The sequence below is a fragment of the Kribbella ginsengisoli genome (assembly GCF_039537185.1).
In the GTDB taxonomy this organism is placed as follows: domain Bacteria; phylum Actinomycetota; class Actinomycetes; order Propionibacteriales; family Kribbellaceae; genus Kribbella; species Kribbella koreensis.
Genome location: NZ_BAABAA010000001.1, coordinates 1,295,782 through 1,310,654 on the forward strand (window position 1 = coordinate 1,295,782; position 14,873 = coordinate 1,310,654).

At 67.1% G+C, this 14,873-nt stretch carries 14 protein-coding genes; 3 read left to right on the forward strand and 11 right to left on the reverse strand.

The features are described from left to right. Positions 1-59: 59 nt before the first annotated feature. From ABD768_RS05740 to ABD768_RS05765, 6 genes are all read right to left on the reverse strand, one after another. On the reverse strand, positions 60-2,609 hold the full coding sequence (locus ABD768_RS05740) for an ATP-binding protein (protein WP_344838049.1): 2,550 nt from the start codon (positions 2,607-2,609) through the stop codon (positions 60-62). A gap of 84 nt (positions 2,610-2,693) precedes the next feature. Further along, entirely contained in the window at positions 2,694-3,134 is a 441-nt protein-coding gene (locus ABD768_RS05745) for a hypothetical protein (RefSeq protein WP_344838051.1), read from the reverse strand. Position 3,135: 1 nt separating this feature from the next. Then, complete coding sequence (gene dapB, locus ABD768_RS05750; RefSeq protein ID WP_344838053.1) at positions 3,136-3,882, reverse strand: 4-hydroxy-tetrahydrodipicolinate reductase; 747 nt, start codon at positions 3,880-3,882, stop codon at positions 3,136-3,138. A 65-nt stretch (positions 3,883-3,947) separates the two neighbouring features. Next, a complete protein-coding gene (locus ABD768_RS05755; protein ID WP_344838055.1) occupies positions 3,948-5,777 on the reverse strand; it encodes a hypothetical protein in 1,830 nt (609 codons plus the stop codon). Between the two features lie 175 nt (positions 5,778-5,952). Beyond that, on the reverse strand, positions 5,953-6,243 hold the full coding sequence (locus tag ABD768_RS05760; protein ID WP_344838057.1) for a hypothetical protein: 291 nt from the start codon (positions 6,241-6,243) through the stop codon (positions 5,953-5,955). Positions 6,244-6,337: 94 nt separating this feature from the next. Beyond that, complete coding sequence (locus ABD768_RS05765; protein WP_343968318.1) at positions 6,338-6,910, reverse strand: TetR/AcrR family transcriptional regulator; 573 nt, start codon at positions 6,908-6,910, stop codon at positions 6,338-6,340. Positions 6,911-6,966: 56 nt separating this feature from the next. Here ABD768_RS05765 and ABD768_RS05770 point away from each other — a divergent pair, with 56 nt between their 5' ends. The 3 genes from ABD768_RS05770 (at position 6,967) to ABD768_RS05780 (ending at position 9,131) form a co-directional block, all read left to right on the forward strand. Beyond that, positions 6,967-7,605, forward strand: coding sequence for an NAD(P)-dependent oxidoreductase (locus ABD768_RS05770; protein ID WP_344838061.1), 639 nt, complete (start codon positions 6,967-6,969; stop codon positions 7,603-7,605). Then, positions 7,602-8,555 (forward strand): SDR family NAD(P)-dependent oxidoreductase, encoded by a 954-nt coding sequence (locus ABD768_RS05775; RefSeq protein ID WP_344838064.1) that lies wholly within the window; start codon positions 7,602-7,604, stop codon positions 8,553-8,555. The genes ABD768_RS05770 and ABD768_RS05775 overlap by 4 nt, the downstream gene beginning before the upstream one ends. A gap of 96 nt (positions 8,556-8,651) precedes the next feature. Then, the gene (locus tag ABD768_RS05780) at positions 8,652-9,131 is read left to right on the forward strand and encodes a hypothetical protein (protein WP_344838067.1); all 480 of its coding nucleotides are present in this window, start codon (positions 8,652-8,654) and stop codon (positions 9,129-9,131) included. A 74-nt stretch (positions 9,132-9,205) separates the two neighbouring features. On the opposite strand, the gene ABD768_RS05785 is transcribed toward ABD768_RS05780, so the two are convergent. From ABD768_RS05785 to ABD768_RS05805, 5 genes are all read right to left on the reverse strand, one after another. Then, complete coding sequence (locus ABD768_RS05785; protein ID WP_343968326.1) at positions 9,206-10,210, reverse strand: ABC transporter ATP-binding protein; 1,005 nt, start codon at positions 10,208-10,210, stop codon at positions 9,206-9,208. Next, the gene (locus ABD768_RS05790; RefSeq protein WP_344838070.1) at positions 10,210-11,223 is read right to left on the reverse strand and encodes an ABC transporter ATP-binding protein; all 1,014 of its coding nucleotides are present in this window, start codon (positions 11,221-11,223) and stop codon (positions 10,210-10,212) included. The genes ABD768_RS05785 and ABD768_RS05790 overlap by 1 nt, the downstream gene beginning before the upstream one ends. Positions 11,224-11,290: 67 nt before the next feature. Beyond that, positions 11,291-12,184, reverse strand: a complete 894-nt coding sequence (locus ABD768_RS05795; RefSeq protein ID WP_344838072.1) for an ABC transporter permease — start codon at positions 12,182-12,184, stop codon at positions 11,291-11,293. Continuing rightward, on the reverse strand, positions 12,177-13,103 hold the full coding sequence (locus ABD768_RS05800; RefSeq protein WP_343968329.1) for an ABC transporter permease: 927 nt from the start codon (positions 13,101-13,103) through the stop codon (positions 12,177-12,179). Before ABD768_RS05800 ends, ABD768_RS05795 begins: the two co-directional genes overlap by 8 nt. Then, positions 13,100-14,680 (reverse strand): peptide ABC transporter substrate-binding protein, encoded by a 1,581-nt coding sequence (locus ABD768_RS05805; protein WP_344838075.1) that lies wholly within the window; start codon positions 14,678-14,680, stop codon positions 13,100-13,102. The genes ABD768_RS05800 and ABD768_RS05805 overlap by 4 nt, the downstream gene beginning before the upstream one ends. Positions 14,681-14,873 lie beyond the last annotated feature (193 nt).

Genomic DNA, 14,873 nt, shown 5'->3' on the forward strand with positions numbered 1-14,873 from the left:
CGCTTACCGGCGTGTCCGGAACAGGTTCCCATCAGATGGAACTTCTGCTACTGAGCAGATCAGAGACGGTTTGAGCGGTCAGGAGTGCTTGAGCCGCCGGGGCCGGGGTAGCCGTCGGCTACTGCGGCGAGAGGGGCGGCCCGGCCGGCGGACCAGGCGGCCCGGAAGGCTCGGCGGTCGAGGGTTTGCTCGATCGCGCGGCGGGTGGCGAGCTGGTCCGGCTTCTCCACCAGCGGCACCGGCGCGCCGATCACCTCGCGGATCCCGTCGGCCGCACCGATCAGGAACGCCGCGTACTCCGTGCGCTCCCGCTGCTGCGCCACCGTCGCCAGCTCCTCCAGCACGCTCGCGGTCCGCCACCGATCGCCAAGATCGCGATGCTCGGCCAAGCTCTCATCGAGCAGATGCACCGCCCGATCCGTGAACCCGCGCCGCCTCTCGACAATCCCCAGCTGGTTCAGCGACCAAGCGACACCCTCGCGATACCCGAGCCGCTGCGACAACGCCAGACTCTCCAGCAGCAGATCCTCGGCCTCGGTCAGCTCACCGCTGTACTGCGCGATCGTCCCCAGACTGATCAGCGACCACGCCAGCCCTTCACCATCACCGAGCACCCGGAAGCTGTCCCGAGCCCGCTTGCACCGCCGCGCCCCGATCTCCAGATCCCCACGCAACCAAGCGACGAACCCGAGATGGTTGTGCGCCCAAGACATCCCCGACCGATCGCCCAGACTCTCGAACAGGTCATAGCTCTGGCAATGCAGATTCTCGGCCGTCTCGTAGTCCCCGCGCTCACGCGCCACTCCCCCGAGCCGCTGCATGACAAGCGCAGTACCAGCCGTGTCATCAAGCGCCTTGTACTGCGCCAGCGCCGACTCCAACCGCGTCGTCGCCACCCCGTACTCGCACTGCAGGAACGCCAGCATCCCCGCCCCCAGCGCCGCCTTCGCCTGGTACTGCGGTTCGACCCCGTCCACCCCGGTCAACGCCAGCGCCCGCTCGAGCCACTCGCTGCCCTCCGCGTAGTGACCGCGCAGGTAGCAGAACAACCACAGCCCACCGGCGAGGCGAACTGGTTCGCCCGCAGTACCGGAGCGCAACGACCACGTCATCGCGGCCCGGAGATTGTCGAGCTCACCATCGAGCCGATCGAGCCAGTCCGCCTGGTTCGCACCCCGCAGATGACTCTCGGCCTCTTCGGCGAGCGAGATGTAGAACGCCGCGTGGTGCCGAGCAACCTCATCGGTCCGCCCGGCCGCCGCCAGCTGATCGGCCGCGAACTCGCGGATCACGGCGAGCATGTCGTACCGCGCGATACCCCGATCGCGGCTCACCCGGATCAGCGACTTGTCCACGAGCCGACTCGTCAGGTCCAGTGCCCTCGCACGCTCCAGCGGACCGGGCACGACCGTCCCGGACAGCACGGCGGCCGCCGCGTTGAGGGTCCAGCCGCCGACGAAGACCGAGAGCAGCGCGAAGAGTTCACGCTCCTGAGGGGTCAGCAGGTCGTGGCTCCACTCGATCGCGCCGTACAGGGACTGCTGCCGCGGCCCAGCGGTACTGGATCCGCCGGCCAGGATGCCGAAGGACGTCTCCAGCTCGGCGGCGAGTTCTTCGACGGTCAGCACGTTGGTGCGGGCGGCGGCCAGCTCGATCGCGAGCGGCATGCCTTCGAGGCGGCGCACGACGCGGGCCACCTGCTCACGTTGCTCGAGCGGCTCGTGTCCGCGTGCGGTGGCCCGGTCGATGAACAGCTTGACGGCGGGTGACGTGTCGAGCTGGTCGTTCGTCTCCGGCAGGGCCAGCGGCTGCACGACGTACACGCTCTCGCCGGCGATCCGCATCAGCTCACGGCTGGAGGCCAGGATGGAGAGGTTCGGGCAGTACTCGAGCAGGGCCGAGCAAATGGTCGCTATGTCGGCGACGACGTGCTCGCAGTTGTCGAGCACGAGCAGCAGGTTGCGCCGGCCGATCTGCTCGGCGATCTCCTGGACCAGCCGGGCGCCGTCGAGCGGGTGCAGCCCAGTCGAGGCAGCCACCGCCGACGCGACCGCGGCCGGATCGGAGACCGGGGCGAGCGGCACCCAGCAGACGCCGTCGTCGAACTGATGCGCGACCTCGCCGGCGATCGCAAGCGCGAGCCGGGTCTTGCCGACGCCGCCGGGACCGCTCAGCGTCATCAGCCGGGTGACGCGTTCGCCGACGAGCCTGCCGACCTCGGTCAGCTCGTCCGTGCGGCCGACCAGCTCGTTCGCCGGAACCGGTGCCGGGCGCATCGTCGAGCGGGGGCCGCCGGCGTTGTCGTCGCGGCGGGCGGCGGCGGTGAGCTGGGCGCGATCGGGCGCGCCGAGCCGGAGGGCGTCTCCGAGCAGCCTGAGCGTGTGTGGTCTGGGCGCTCGCCGACGACCTCGCTCGAGCGCCGCGATGGCGTCGACGCTCAGACCGGCGAGTTCGGCCAGTCCCTCCTGTGACAGTCCGGCGTCTCGCCGGTGCCGGCGGAGCAGATCACCGAAACCCGTTGCCTGGGCGTCGTCCGAGCCGCGGCGAGACCCGTCTGAAGGCAAAGGACGGCCCACCCAGTCTCCGACCTCGTCCGTGGCGGTCGCCACGCACACCCCGAAGGTATCCCGATCGGCACCGCGTTGTCAGGCTGAGCCACACCGTTCACAGCCAACTGCCAGGAAACTCCCGGCTTACCGCTCAGTACGGTGCTCGATCGCCGTCCGCATCGACGCCCGGGCCCGTTTCCGGTCGCCGGCCGCGTCGTAGGCGGTCGAGAGCCGGAACCAGACCCGCCAGTCGTCCGGCGCCGCCTCGGCCTCTTCCTTGTACTTCGTGAAGGCGGCGTCCGCGGCGGCCCGGTCGATCCGCCCCGACGGCCGCCTCGGCAGATCGTCGACGGGCAGGCCGCCCGACTCGGCCAGCTCCCTTGCGAGCGCCTCGGTCTGCTTGCCGAACTTGAGTTCCCGCCAGACCAGGTACAGCCCGACGAGCGGGATCACCAGCACTGCGATGCCGAGCACGATCGCGACGGGGTCGCCGGTGCCGATCAGGAGGACGCCACGCCAGCCGAGCAGTCCGGCGTACGCGATGAAGACCACCGCGATCACCGCTACTACTCGTTTGGCTGTCATCTCAGCTGAGGTCCATGAAGTGCTCGAGGCCGACGGTCAGCCCGGGCGTACCGACGATCTTCCGTACGCCGAGCAGCACGCCGGCCATGAAGGATTCGCGATGCATCGAGTCGTGCCGGATCGACAGCGTCTCGCCGACGTCACCGAGCAGGACCTCCTGGTGCGCGACGAGCCCGCGCAGGCGGACGCTGTGGACGGGGATGCCGTCGACGTCGGCTCCCCGGGCGCCCTCGATGCCGGTGCTGGTGGCGTCGGGGTTCGGTGCTGATCCGGCGGTCCGGCGAGCCTCGGCGATGAGTTGCGCGGTGCGCTGCGCCGTACCGGACGGGGCGTCGACCTTGTCGGGGTGGTGCAGTTCGATGATCTCGACGGATTCGTAGTACGGGGCCGCCTTGGCCGCGAACTGCATCATCAGCACCGCGCCGATGGAGAAGTTGGGAGCGATCAGTACGCCGGTGCCGGAGCTGGCCTCGAGTTGGCTGCGGAGGGTCGCGAGGCGCTCCTCGGTGAACCCGGTGGTGCCGACGACGGCGTGGATGCCGTGCCCGATGCACCAGCCGAGGTTGTCCATCACGACCTCGGGCCGGGTGAAGTCGACGACCACCTCGGCTTTCGCGGTGGTGAGCTCGTCCAGGTCGTCACCCTGGTCGAGGGCGGCAACCAGCTCCAGATCGTCGGATGCCTCAACTGCCTGGCACGTCTGAGCGCCCATCTTGCCCTTGGCACCGAGCACCGCAACCTTGATCATCCGTCGCCTTCCTCGCATTTGCAGATCCGGGGTCAAGGATCTCACTGGCGTCGGCGGCGCCGTGATCAGGGAGTGTGCTTGGCCAGCTCGGCGGTCGGGACGTAGATCTGCAGGTTCATCGTGGTCGCGGGCGGGGCGATCAGTTTGTAGTCGACGGTGAAGTCGAGGCCGCAGGTTCGCAGCGCGTCGATCTCCAGCCGGCCGACCGGGCGGTTGAAGAACAGCAGCGGCTGGCGGTTGCCCGGCCACGGTTCCTTGGTGGAACAGACCTCGGTGATGCCGGCGGCGGTCCGCTCCCGCTCCAGCGGCGCGACCCACGCCTCGCCGAAGGGGCGACCTCGCAGCATCAAGACGATGCCGGCCATCTTGTCGAGCGCGATGATCGGGCGGCCGGACGGTGTCGTGTACGGCTTCAGCAGTTCGTCGAGCGCCTGGTACCTCGCGGCCGTCCCCTTCGTCAGCTTGAGGTCGCCGAGTGACTTGAGGTTGGTCGCGGTGGTGAGGTCGCTGTGCGGCGCGGATCGGTAGGGGTGCAGCACCAGGCCGCCGTACGAGATGGAAGCGACGGCGACGAGCGCGCCGACTGTCACCAGGGCGGTCGTCGTACGGGCCAGAAGTGGGGCTTTGTCGAGGCTGGTCAGGACGGCGATCATCAGCGCGGCCCAGACGGCGAACGCGTTGAAGCCGATCAGGTAGATCGGGGTGTTGGTCCCGAACGCCTGCACGAACGGCAGCACGGTGAGCAGGCCGAGGATCACCCAGGACCTTCTGTTTTCCTTGCCCGGCGTCCATTGCTTCGACGCCACCGCCACCGCGGCGGTGATGATCGCGACCAGTACGGCGGCCAGCAGGGTGATCTGGAACTTGCTGTTGTTGACCGCGCCGCCGTGGAGTTCGCCCTTGTCGACGGCCTGGTAGACCGACCACGCGAGCCCGGCCGCTGTCAGGAGCCACGCGGCGGCTCGTAGTACGGGCTTGCGGGCCAGTACTCCGACGGCGGCGGCGATGAAGAGCAGGAAGTGCTGCTTGAACGTCTCGCCGACGAGTTTGATGCCGGTGTTCCAATACATCTGCACGAGGGTCGCCGGCGTGTAGGAACTGCCCGCGATGAACCGGTTGACCGCGAGGATGCCCGGAATCGCCACCGTCAACGGCACCACGAACACCTGCACCGCGACGGCGATCCCGGTCGCACCGACCAGCGCCCAAAAGATGCCCCGGGCAACCGCCTGCGACCCTTGCTTGCTGAGCACGACGATCGCGGCGACGACGATGAAGGTCAGCACCACGATCGACGACCACTTGGCGAGCACCATCACGCTGATCACCACACCGGCCAGCGTCAGCGCCCAGATCGGCGGCTTCCTGTCCTTCTCGATCGCGGTCGCCGCCCAGAGCACACACGAAACCCCCGTGAGCGACCCCAGCAGGATGACGTCGTTGTACGCCGGGCTGCTCGGCAACCAGCTGTAACACATGCCACCCGCCGCGAGGATGGTCATGATGCCCGCTGCTTCCCAGAGCCACGTCTTCGGCGCCTCCGGCCGCCGCACCCGCAGCCACCGCATGAAACTCCACCCGAAGAACAGATGCCCCAGGACGATCGTCACCAGCCGGAAGACCCGCAGCCGCGCGATATCCCAGTCCAGCACCTGAAAGATCGGTCCGTAGATGTACTGAATCCCGGTCAACGCCAGCGGATTGCTACTCCACCACCGGTAGGACAGCAGGTAGTAGCCCTCGTCAGTGATGTCGAACCCGTACCCGACGTTCCGGGCCGCCGTCACGATCCACGCCAAACTCACCGCCGAGGCAACCACCAGCCCAGCAACAATCAGCCCACGACCACCCGCCGTGCCCCTCTCATCGCCACCGGCAACCACCTCAACACTCACTGGAGAACCTTAGACCGGCCCGGGCAACCGAGGTCGCACTGCTACTCAGCTCCTGGTCGGCAGGCATCCTTGGCTTCTTCGTCTGAGGAGCATGACGACCCAGATCGCCTGGTACATCGCCATCACCACCCCGATGTCTGCCCCAACAGGCATCCGGTACCCACCTGCGACCCGCCTACTGCTCCCCACCCGCAACGTCGCCTCGGTAAAGCACCTCACCCGTCCGGGGCTCGACGACCCGCACAACATCCTCGGTGAAGAAGAACTCGATCGGCATGCCGTCGACGAACGGACTGATGTTCGTCGTCACGTGTGCGTACTCATCGCCGAGGTCATAGCCCCAAGCGATGTTGAGCACCCTCAACCGCTGCCCATCCCGCAGCACGACCTCCGACAACTCCCCATCCCGCCCGTTGAACAGCTCGATCAACGCCTCATCCACCGGCTCCGGCTGCTCATCGCTCACCTGAAGAGTCTGCACTCTCATTGCGCTGGCCGCCCAGGCGCCGGCCCAAGCACCCTGACCGTCGCAACCGGACCGACCGCCTGGAGGCCGGATGTCAGCCGCGATCCCGCCAAGTGCCGAGGGAGTCGATCGCCGCGTCGATGAAGTCGCTGTCGACGGACTCGTGCTCGATCGTGCTGCGGTAGTAGATCGGCCCGATGGCCAGGGCGGCCGCCGACCGCGCCGCGATCCGGAGCCGGACCTCGCCGGCCGCGACCGCGTCGTCGAGTGCCTGCGCGAGTCGCTCGGACAGAACGCCGGCGAACTGGCCCCGGCGGCTGTCCATGCCGGGATCCCACAGCGCGCTGTTGGCCAGCGTGGTGGTGACCGCGCGCACGTCGTGCAGTTCGAGCTGCCGCGCGATCGCGGTGAGCTCGCCATGGAGCCAGTCGCGAACCGGCTGGGTGGGAGCGTCGAAGAAGGGCATCGGCACCGTGGCCATCGCTTCGGCGAGGAGCTGATCGACTCGCGGCCAATGCCGGTAGACAGTGGCGCGCCCGACCCCCGCGCGCGCGGCGACCTGAGCATGCGTGACCGCAGCAGGGCCTTCCCCGATCAGCAACTCCCGGGCCGCGGCGAGGATCGCCTCGGCGCTTCGATGGAAACGCGGATCGCTCTCGGTGGTCACCCCCTCAGCTTATGAGACAACTTGACTCATAGTCGAGAAGGACGCACCATGAATCTATGAGACAATCTGTATCAGAGAAGAGGCTGGTCGTCCTCGGAGCGACCGGAGGTACCGGCCGGCAGCTCGTTGCCGCCGCCTTGGAGCGAGGACACCGAGTCACGGCCTTGGTCCGCCGGGCGGGATCGTTCGACGCCGCTACCGGACTGGTCGAGTACGTGTGGAGCGACCTCGGTGACGGCGGCTCTCTCGCTCGGGCGCTGAGCGGGGCGGACGCGGTGATCAGCACTCTCGGCGGAGCGGCCAAGGGGCCGACCACGGTCTGCACGGACGCGATCCGCACCACCGTGCCGGCGATGACGCTCGCGAGGGTCTCCCGGCTGGTCGTTCTCAGCGCTCACGGCGTACTGGAGACGCATGACAGGTCGTTGTTCTCGCTGGCGGTCTGGGCCGGTGTCGGCGACAAGATGAAGGACAAGGAGTCCATGGAGCCGCTGATCACCGGCTCCATGCTGGACTGGACCATCGTGCGGCCGCCGATGCTGAAGAATGCCCCCGCCACCGACAGGTACCAGGTCGGGGAGAACCTTCCGATCCGGCTGTGGGACTCGATCGGCCGGGCAGACCTCGCAGGATTCCTCCTTCGCGAGGTCGAGGACCCCCGATTCGTCCGCAAGTACCCGAGGATCCACCGATGACCGCGCCCGTCGACGTCGACGTCGACCTGTCCGGCCGGCTGGCCGTGGTCACCGGCGCGACCGGCGGAATGGGCCGGGTCATCGCCGTGGAGCTCGCGCGCCGGGGCGCGAGCGTGGTCACCATCGCCCGGGATCCGGGGCGTGGCGACAGTCTGTACGCCGAAATCGCGGACCTGCCCGGACGAGTCGAAGTGATCGCCGGCGATCTGTCCAGCAGAGCGGGACTGGCCTCCGCCACCCAGGCGATCCGCGATCGCCACCAAACGGTTCACCTGCTCGTGAACAACGCGGGCGCACACTTTCCCGACCGGCGCCTGTCCGTCGACGGAATCGAACTGCACCTCGCCGTGGACTACCTTCCGGCGTACGCGTTGATGACCCTGCTCACCGATCAGCTGCACCGCGGCCGGGCACGAGTGGTGAACGTCGTCTCCGACACTCTTCGCGACACCCGTCAGCTCAAGCTGCCGGGCCCGGCACGACCGCCCGTACTCCGGGTCGACGACCTGCAAGATCTCACCCGGCTCAACCCGCCTGACGGATTCGTCCCCTTCCAGGCGTACGCCCGAGCGAAACTGCTGACCGTCATGGCCGGCTACCAGCTGGCCCGGGAGTGGGCGCCGGCCGGAGTGACCATCAACGCGGTCCATCCCGGGATCGTCGCCACCAGCATCATCGACGACCTCATTCCCCCAGCGCTTCGACCGTTCCGCTCGCTGATCAGGCGCACCATGCTCACCCCCGAACAAGGTGCTGCCGCGGCCCTCCGCCTAGCCATCGACCCGGCGCTGGACGGCGTGACCGGCCGCTACTTCGTCCGCGAAACCGAGACTCCCACTCCGGCCATCTCCTACGAGACCACCGCTCAGACCCTGCTGAGAACGATCACCGACCAATTCCTCCACCAGCCCCAGCTCGAGGATCCTCGGGTCCGGGCCGATGCGGACTGAGCTTTCAGCCCTGACGCAACACGTAGACGATGGGCGCGCCCGCTGATTACGGTCGGCGACGACTACACCGCAGCGAGCAAGTACAGAGGAGATCGAATGCGCTTGAGAAGAAGCAGAAAACGAGCGGCCGCGTCCGCCCTGATGCTGATCGCCGCAGCGGCCCTCGTCCCGATGGCAGCGCAGGCGCCGGCACAAGCAGCCCCCACGGTCGCGACCGGAACGACCGCCTGGACCCCGGACATCTCCCCCATGTTCGACGGCGAGTTCGTCTGGCGGGACGTAACGAGCGCCAACCGCAACGAGAAGCTCGCCATCTGCGCCGCCGCGAACGGAATCGCCTGCGTCTCGGTAGGCCAAGGCGACGGCCGGCACAGCATCTTCCACCTGTTCAGATGCGAGACCCGCACCCTCTCCAACTTCATCGACGCCCTGGCCGTCAAGAACCACCAGACCGGCGGAGTCCAAATCCACTTCTGGGGCCCCCACAAAGAAGTCTGGATCAAACCCGACCCCAACATCCTCTGGACAGTCCCCGACAACTACACCTACGACTTCGAACACCTCGACCTCTGCTGACACCAATCGACCCGGGCACGTGAACCACGGTGTGAGCGACGGAGGAGGGAAGGAGGCGCCGGGTGGGTGAGTTGCTAGGTGGTGAGGGTTGTTGTGTAGGTGGATTGGGCTTCTTCGGCGTAGTGGCAGGCGACCGTTTGGCCGGTGGGGAGTTGGCGGAGGTCGGGGACTTCTACTGAGCAGCGGGGTTGGGCTTGGAGGCAGCGGGTGTGGAAGCGGCAGCCTGAGGGGGGTGAGACGGGAGAGGGTGGGTCGCCGGCTAGGACTATGCGTTTGCGGCCTTGGCGGGCCAGGCCGGGTTCGGCGGAGAGTAGGGCTTGGGTGTAGGGGTGGGCTGGGGCGTCGTAGACCTGGTGGTGCTCGCCGAGCTCAGCGACGCGGCCGAGGTACATGACGGCTACTCGGTCGGATACGTGGCGTACGACGGATAGGTCGTGGGCGACGAAGATGATGCTCAGGCCTAGTTCTCGTTGCAGGCGCATCAGGAGGTTTACCACCTGGGCCTGCACGGAGAGGTCCAGGGCGGAGACCGGCTCGTCGCAGAGCAGTACGTCAGGGTTCAGGGCGATGGCGCGGGCGATTCCGATTCGCTGGCGTTGGCCACCGGAGAACTGGTGCGGGAAGCGCGTCTCGTCCTCGGCACGCAAGCCGACTAGCTCCAGCAACTCCCGCACCCGGGCACGGATGTCGAGGCCGCGGGAGACGTCCGGATGCACCTCGAGCGGCTCGGCGATGATCTCGCCGACGCGCATGCGCGGGTTCAGGCTGGAGTACGGGTCCTGGAAGACGACCTGTACGTTCCGTCGCCACCGTCGAAGCTCGCGGCCGCCCATCTTGCTGACGTCCTCGCCGCCGTACAGGACCGACCCCGACGTCGGCTTCTCCAAAGCGGCGAGCAGCCGGACGAGGGTCGACTTGCCACAGCCCGACTCCCCCACGATCCCGAGCGACTCGCCACGGCGCAGGACGAGATCGACGCCGTCCACCGCCCGCACCAACGTCTTCTGGCCGAAGGAGAACGCCGGGCTGATGTCGTAGTGCTTGACCAGATTGGTTGCCAGCAGCAACTCGTCACTCATCAGACCGCCTCCTGTGCGGGGACCGACGTACGGCGGATGCAGGCAGCGTCCCGACCCGGCGCGATCGTCAACAGCGGCGGCACGATCTCCGCACACTCCGAGACAGCCTCCGGGCACCGGGTCCGGAAGGCGCAACCCGACGGGATGGCCCGCAGCGAAGGCGGCGTACCGGGAATCGTCGGCAACTCCTGACCCTTCAGATCGGCCGACGGCATCGACCCCAGAAGCCCTTCCGTATAAGGGTGCAGAGGCCGCTCCAACGCGGCCGCAGTGGCAGCCCGCTCGACCACATGCCCGGCGTACATCACCACCACGTTGTCCGCGACATCCGAGACCACCCCCAGGTCATGCGTGATCAGCACGACCCCCATCTCCCGCTCGGCCTGCAGATCCTCGATCAACTCCAGGATCTGCGCCTGCACAGTCACATCGAGCGCAGTCGTCGGTTCATCAGCGATCAGTACGTCGGGATCCAGCGCCAGCGCCATCGCCAGCATCACCCGCTGCCGCATCCCACCGGAGAACTCATGCGGATAGTCATGCACCCGCTTGGCAGCAGCCGGAATCCGCACCTGATCGAGCATCTCCGCCGCCCGCTTCATCGCGTCCGACTTCGACATTCCCCGATGCACCCGGTAACACTCGGCGATCTGCCTCCCGACCGATTGCACCGGATTCAAAGCAGACAACGAATCCTGAAAGACCATCGTGATCCGGTCCCCGACGATGCGGCGCCGCTCCTTCACCGTCATCGCGATCAGATCTTCCCCCCGGTACTTCGCAGTCCCGGAAATGATCCGCCCCGGCGGCATCTCCAAAATCCCCGTCAGCGCCTGGGTGGACACACTCTTCCCCGAACCCGACTCCCCCAGGATCGCCAGCGTCTCTCCGGCCCGGACCTGCCACGACACTCCGTCAACAGCCCGGACCGGCCCATGCGGAGTATCGAACTCCACGCTGAGGTCGTCGACCTGCAGCAGTACCTCACCCAGTTTCGGGTTGTCCGTGGTCATCGGGCCTCCCGGTCCGGACTGAGGAGGCCCGATGACCCCTCGCGGCGGAGGCGGGACATCAACAGAGTCATCGCATCAACTTCGGGTCGAGGGCGTCGCGGATCGAGTCGCCGATGATCATGAAGGAGATCGTCATCGTCGAGATGAACAGCGCCGGCCAGATGAACAGATGAGGTGCGTCCCGGTACGACGCCGCGACGCCGAACTGCGAGCCCCACGAAATGGACGGCGGCTGCAACCCCACGCCCAGGAAGGTCAGGATCGCTTCCAGCCCGACCAGCCCGCCGACCCCCAAGGTAGTTGTCGCCAGCAACGGCGCCATCGCGTTCGGGAACACGTGCTTGCGCAGGATCCGCAACGGCGGCACTCCGACCGACCGCGCCGCCAGCACGAACTCCCGGTTCCGCACCGAGAAGACCGTCGAGCGCATCAACCGCATCCCGAGCGGCCACGACGTCAGCAGGATGACGCCGACAATGATCCAGATGCTCCGGTTGGGGACCGAGTTGAGGACGACGATCAACGCGACCAACCCAGGCAAAGAGAACAACACGTCCGCGGTACGGGAGATCAAGTTGTCCACAAAGCCGGGAAAGTAACCCGCAAGCAAGCCCAGAACCGCCGCGATCAAGAACCCACCGATACTCGCCACGACACTCACCAGCACCGACGGCCGGGCACCGTAGATGACATTGGCGAAGTAGTCACACCCCTGTACGTCGAAGCCGAACGGATGGCCAGGAGCCCGTCCCTGCTGCGACTTGCCCAGCTCACAGAACCGCGGATCCGTCGCAGTGAAGATCCGCGGCACCGCGGCCATCAGAAAGAACGTCAGCACGAGCACCGTACAAAGCACGAACTGCGGTTTCCGCAGCAATGCCCGGAGCAACTCGCGGTTCGACAGCGTCCGCGCGCCCAGCTCCAGGGCCTCGGACTCGAAGATCGCCTGCGTCTCAGACATTGCGCACCCTCGGATCGATCGCGCCGTAGATGATGTCGACGATCAGGTTGACGGCGATGAACATCACGAAGGCCAGCGTGGACAGCAACACGACCACGCCACCTTCTTTCAGCTTGATCGCCTGGAACATGAACTGACCGAGCCCCGGCAGGTTGAAGATGCTCTCGGCCAGCAACGCGCCGGCGAAGATGCCGCCCACGTCGACGCCCATGAAGGTCACCATCGGCAGCAACGCGTTCGGCAGCACATGACCCCACAGGATCCGCTGCTCCCCCAACCCCTTCGCCCGGGCGGTCTTCACGAAGTCGGCGTTGGCGGTCTCGACGATCGAGGTCCGGGTCAGCCGGGCCAGACCGGCGAACCCGGTCAGACCGATACAGATCGCGGGCAGCAGGTACGACGTCGGATAGCCGTGCGCGATCCCTGACACCGGCAACCACTTCAGCTCGACGCCGAACACGTACTGCGCAGCGAAGTACACGACCAGCAGCGGCACCGCGAGGATGAACAGCGTCGCGAGCAACAGGATCCGGTCGACCGCGCCGTTGCGCCTGAACCCGGCGTACAGGCCGAAGAGCAGGCCGGCGATCCACTGGATCACCAGCCCCATCGTGGCCAGCTTGAGCGTCACCGGGATCCGCAGCCGCAGCTGGGACGCGATGTCGGCGCCCGCGAACGTAGTACCGAAGTTGCCGGTGAAGATGTCCTTCATCGACAGCAGGTACTGCACCACGAACGGGTCGTCGAGGTGGAACTGCGCCCGCTTGGCCGCCATCACGGCCGCCGGGATCGGCTTGTCACCGGCCAGTTCGCGCAGGGGGTCCCCGGGCATCGCGAAGACGAGCGCGAAGACCCCCAGCGTGACGATCAGGCCGATCGGCACCGCCGACAGGATGCGGCGGACGACGAACCGGGTCATTTGAACGTGGCGTAAAGCGGCTGTACGCCGGTGTACTTCGAGACCCGCGGCTCGATCTTGGCCGAGTGCAGGAACGCGTCCTGCTTGGCGTACAACGGAATCAGCGGCATGTCCTCGAGGGCGATGTCCTCCACCTGCTGGTAGAGCTTGATCGCGGCCTCCGGGTTCGGCTCCGCGTCGCCCTTGGCCAGCAGCGCGTCCAGCGCGGGGTTGCTGTAGTGGGCGAAGTTCGCGTCACCGGTGGTCTTGAACATCGGCGTCAGGTAGTCCTCGATCGACGGGTAGTCGTGACCCCAGCCGCCGAACCGCAGGCCGTCGAGCTTGCGCTGCTGGGCCAGCTCGGTGAGCTCGGAGCCGACCTTGCCGGTGTACTTGACCTCGAGCCCGAGGTTCTGCCGGAGCATGTTGCCGATCGCCTCGGCGAACAGCTGCCCGGTCGCCGACGTGGTGTTGTAGTTGATGTTCAGCGGACCGGAGAAGCCGCCCGCCTCGGCCAGCAGCGCCTTGGCCTTGGTGACGTCGAAGCTGCAGTACTTGCAGGCGTCGGCGCGGTAGCCGTCGATGTCCGGCGAGATCAGTCCGTTGGACGGCGTCGCCAGGCCGACCAGGTCGGCGAGCGCCTTGCGGTCGATCGCCTCCGAGAACGCGTGCCGCAGCTTGGGATTCTTGAACCGCTGGTCCCAGGCCGGCATCACCAGATAGTTCGCGCCCGAGCTCTCACCGGTCACCCAGCCGTCCGGGGCGTCGGTCTTGAAGGTCTTGATCTTGGTCGGCGGGACACCGACGAAGTCGACCGTGCCGGCCAGGAACTCGTTGTACGCCGTGTCCGCGTTCGGGATGAAGCGGAAGGTGATCGCATCCGCCTCGGGCGCGTTCGGGCCCTTGTAGCCGTCCCACTTGGCCAGCTTGATGTCGCCGCCGTTGCTCCAGTCACCGTCCAGCTTGAACGGCCCGTTGCCGATCGGCTTGCGCTTGTACGCGTCCGGGTCCTTGCGCACCTCCTCGGGCAGCGGCGCCAGGCCGAGGTACTGCAGGGTCAGCCCGAACTGCGAGAACGGCACCTTGAGCTTGACCGTGAAGGTCAGGTCGTCGACCTGTTTGAGCCCGCTCATCTCCTTCACCGAGGTCGGCTTCGGGGTGGCGCCCTCGGCGGTCGGCGGGTTCAGCGCGTCGTACCCCTCGACCTTGGAGAAGAAGCCGTTGTTGTCCCAGGCGTTCGAGCCCTCGGCGGTCAGGTTCCAGCTGTCGACGTAGTCCTTCGCGGTCAGCGGCTGACCGTTCTGGAAGCTGTTGCCGGGCTTCAGCTTGATCGTCCAGGTCTGGCTGGTCTTGTCCGGGGTGACGGACTCGGCCATCACGTTGACGACCTTGCCGGTGTTCGGGTCGGTCGCCACCAGCGGCGCGAACATCGCCTGGGCGACCTGGATCCCCGGGCTGCTGTTCTCGTTCAGCGGGTTGATGAAGTCGAGCGGATCCGAAGCGAGCGCGATCACCTCGCTCTTGGCGCCACCCGTCCCCGAACCATTGCCCTTGCCGTCGCCACAGCTGGTGAGCACCAGTGCGAGACCGAGCGTCACCCCCAGAACCCCAGTGACTCGTCGCACGTCGAACCAACTTCCTCGGCGGAGGGCCGGTAGGCGGAATAGCCGCCATGTTGGCTGGTCGAAACTGGCCATGTCAACGTTGTCAGCGACAAACCGGAGGCAAGTAACAAACGCGTTATCTTGACGAGACCTCAGAGCACCCTGCGCACACTCCGCCTGCAAAGGT

What these genes read in the sequence shown, in the direction of transcription:
- ABD768_RS05770 (WP_344838061.1), top strand. Translation starts at nt 6,967, where the DNA reads ATGAGACAATCTGTATCAGAGAAGAGGCTGGTCGTCCTCGGAGCGACC.
- ABD768_RS05775 (WP_344838064.1), top strand. Translation starts at nt 7,602, where the DNA reads ATGACCGCGCCCGTCGACGTCGACGTCGACCTGTCCGGCCGGCTGGCC.
- ABD768_RS05795 (WP_344838072.1), bottom strand. Translation starts at nt 12,184, where the DNA reads ATGTCTGAGACGCAGGCGATCTTCGAGTCCGAGGCCCTGGAGCTGGGC.
- dapB (WP_344838053.1), bottom strand. Translation starts at nt 3,882, where the DNA reads ATGATCAAGGTTGCGGTGCTCGGTGCCAAGGGCAAGATGGGCGCTCAG.
- ABD768_RS05790 (WP_344838070.1), bottom strand. Translation starts at nt 11,223, where the DNA reads ATGACCACGGACAACCCGAAACTGGGTGAGGTACTGCTGCAGGTCGAC.
- ABD768_RS05780 (WP_344838067.1), top strand. Translation starts at nt 8,652, where the DNA reads ATGCGCTTGAGAAGAAGCAGAAAACGAGCGGCCGCGTCCGCCCTGATG.
- ABD768_RS05745 (WP_344838051.1), bottom strand. Translation starts at nt 3,134, where the DNA reads ATGACAGCCAAACGAGTAGTAGCGGTGATCGCGGTGGTCTTCATCGCG.
- ABD768_RS05800 (WP_343968329.1), bottom strand. Translation starts at nt 13,103, where the DNA reads ATGACCCGGTTCGTCGTCCGCCGCATCCTGTCGGCGGTGCCGATCGGC.
- ABD768_RS05785 (WP_343968326.1), bottom strand. Translation starts at nt 10,210, where the DNA reads ATGAGTGACGAGTTGCTGCTGGCAACCAATCTGGTCAAGCACTACGAC.